This window comes from Sulfolobales archaeon (assembly GCA_038897115.1).
GTDB lineage: Archaea > Thermoproteota > Thermoprotei_A > Sulfolobales > AG1 > AG1.
The window spans coordinates 1-2,704 of the sequence record JAWAXC010000182.1; the positions used below are offsets into that span (position 1 = coordinate 1).

Below are 2,704 nucleotides of genomic sequence, written 5' to 3' on the forward strand. Positions count from 1 at the left end.
ATCACAAGGGATTCTATAGATGCAGCGTTGCTTCTCGAACAAATAGTTGGTGAGGATCCTATGGATCCCACATCACTAGATCTAAATATCTCCGGGCTTTATAAGAAGGCATTGGATATGGGGGACAAGATAGATCTTCCAAATGCCAGATTAATAGCTATAAAAGAGATGTGGGAAGGCGTTGAGGATGAGATCTATAAGGTTGTTATGGGCGCTATCGATAAGCTGATATCCTCGGGCTTCTCATACGAAGAAGTCAGTGTTCCCGAGATAAGATATGCCCTGCCAGCATACTATGTTATAGCATTTGCAGAGGCAAGCTCTAACCTAGCGAGATATGGTATCCCGATCTATGGCCTTAAGGAGGATCCCACGAGTCTTCCCTGGGATGAGTATTATTCTAAAGTAAGATCCATGGGATTTGGTAGGGAGGTTAAGAGGAGGATAATGCTTGGGAGCTACATTCTTAGCGCAGGCTACTACGAGCAATACTATATAAAGGCCCTCAAGGTTAGGAGGGTTTTGAGGGATAAGCTGCTGCCTCTCCTGAGAAGAGGATATATAGCATCGCCTACAATGCCTATTAGACCGCCTAGGCTGGGAGAGGCTATAGAGGATCCTATTAAACTCTATGCAATGGATATAGAGACTGTTGTGCCAAACCTCATAGGCTCACCAGCTATAAATGTCGTTGCAGGCTTCACAGGATCTCTGCCTGTTGGGCTTCAACTAATAGGCCCTCCCATGGGGGATAAGGATCTCATATTAATCGGAAGAGCAGCTGAGATCATAATTGGATACTATAATATAACCCCACAGATCTGAGGTGGAGTGTAATGAAGCTAAGAGCAGTTATTGGCCTCGAGATACATATACAGGTGAATAGAGCTAGGAGTAAGATGTTCTGTGGATGCCCCGCAAGCTATAGGGATGCGCCTCCAAACACAAACATATGCCCAGTATGCCTTGGCCTTCCAGGCTCTCTACCGGTTCCTAATAAGGAGGTTATTAAGAAGGCTGTTATGCTCTCACTAGCCCTCGGATCTAGATTAAACGATCACGTAGTTTTTGTGAGGAAACACTATTTCTACCCAGATCTGCCTAAGGGTTATCAGATAAGCCAGCATAGGGGGCCTGGAATGGCTCCTATAGCTATTGGAGGCTCGCTCGAGATAGAGGGAGACTCGGGGGCTAAAATTATTAGGATCAGGAGGATCGGTGTTGAGGAAGACCCAGCCAGGATCACATACCCATATGGTGACCCGGTTAAGAGCCCCTATAGCCTTATAGACTACAATAGATCCGGTGTCCCGTTGATAGAGGTGGTTACAGAACCTGATCTATCTAGCGGTAAGGAGGCAAGATCGTTTTTGGAGAAGCTCTTAACACTTGTCGATCATCTAGGGATCTGCGATCCAGATCTTGAGGGTGCATTCCGTGTAGATGTAAACATATCGATAAACGGTGGGGAGAGGGTTGAGGTTAAGAATATAGGATCTATAAGGGATATAGAGAAGGCGATAAATTACGAGGTGATCAGGCAGAGCGCCCTGTTAATGGGAGGAGGCACCGTCAAAAGAGAGACGAGGCATTGGGATCCTGTTAAAGGGGTTACAGTGGTTTCTAGATATAAGGAGTTTGAGGAGGAGTATAGATACTTCCCAGACCCCGATCTACCGCCGATACCTCTGACAAATGAGTTAATAGAGGAGATAAGAGCCTCAATGCCAGAGCTCCCATGGCATAGAGCTGAGAGATATGTTAAGAGCTATGGATTATCACAATATGTAGCGAAGGTTCTAGTCTCTAGGAAGGCGCTCTCAGAATTCTTCGAAGAGACAGTCAAGATCTATGGGGATGCTCCAAAGATAGCAGATCTATTGATAAACGACTTCCTAGGAATCGTTAACAGCAAGGGCGGCAGCTTCAATGTGGTGAAGGCAAAGCCACAGCATATAGCGAAGCTTTTATCAATGCTAGATAGAGGCATTATAAGTATAAAGATAGCGAAGATGATCTTAGAGAGGGTTGTTATAAACGGCGAGGATCCAGAGGAGCTGGTTATGAGAGAGGGGCTTATAGTGATAAGCGATGAGGCAGAGCTAGAATCGCTTGCGGAAAAAGTTATTAGAGAGAACCCAAAGGCTGTAGAGGATGCTAAGAAGAATCCAAAGGCGATAAACTACCTAGTGGGGCAGGTTATGAAGATGACGAGAGGAAGGGCTGATCCACAGAAGATAAGCTATATAATAAGGAAGAAGCTGGGGATCACCAAAGATCCTCAATCATGATGAGCAAAGCATTAGAGACTATGGAATAATAATGATACACCTTATGATGTAGACAATCTAGTTAAAATTATTGCTAACCCTTATCTTTAATAATATAGACCCAGGGCATCAGAAATGTGTGTGGATATGTGCTATAGATCGCTTAACCGATAGCTGATGGTTAAAGCTCTTTAATCATCTCTTATCCCCTAGCACCATAACTATGATCATCCTAGTCCTTGGGCCGTCAAACTCTGTTATTATCAGCTCCTGCCATGTCCCTCTTATGAGTTTCCCATCGTGGATCGGAAATATGTAGAACTGCTTGAAAAGGGAGCTAAGGAGGTGGGCATCTGCATTATCATCAATTCTATTATGCTCATAGCTCCCCTTCTCTGGAGCTAGTTTTTCAAAGAAATCATATAGATCTTTGC

The 2,704-nt window shown here is 44.5% G+C and carries 3 protein-coding genes; 2 read left to right on the forward strand and 1 reads right to left on the reverse strand.

Annotated elements, in window-relative coordinates; all coding sequences use genetic code 11:
* Positions 1 to 825, forward strand: an 825-nt coding sequence (locus QXE01_12525) for an amidase family protein (GenBank protein MEM4972063.1), incomplete at its 5' end; no start/stop codon positions are given.
* Positions 826 to 836: 11 nt separating this feature from the next.
* A complete protein-coding gene (gene gatB / locus QXE01_12530; protein ID MEM4972064.1) occupies positions 837 to 2,291 on the forward strand; it encodes an Asp-tRNA(Asn)/Glu-tRNA(Gln) amidotransferase subunit GatB in 1,455 nt (484 codons plus the stop codon).
* Between the two features lie 174 nt (positions 2,292 to 2,465).
* On the opposite strand, the gene QXE01_12535 is transcribed toward gatB, so the two are convergent.
* On the reverse strand, positions 2,466 to 2,704 hold a 239-nt coding region (locus QXE01_12535; GenBank protein ID MEM4972065.1), incomplete at its 5' end, for a secondary thiamine-phosphate synthase enzyme YjbQ.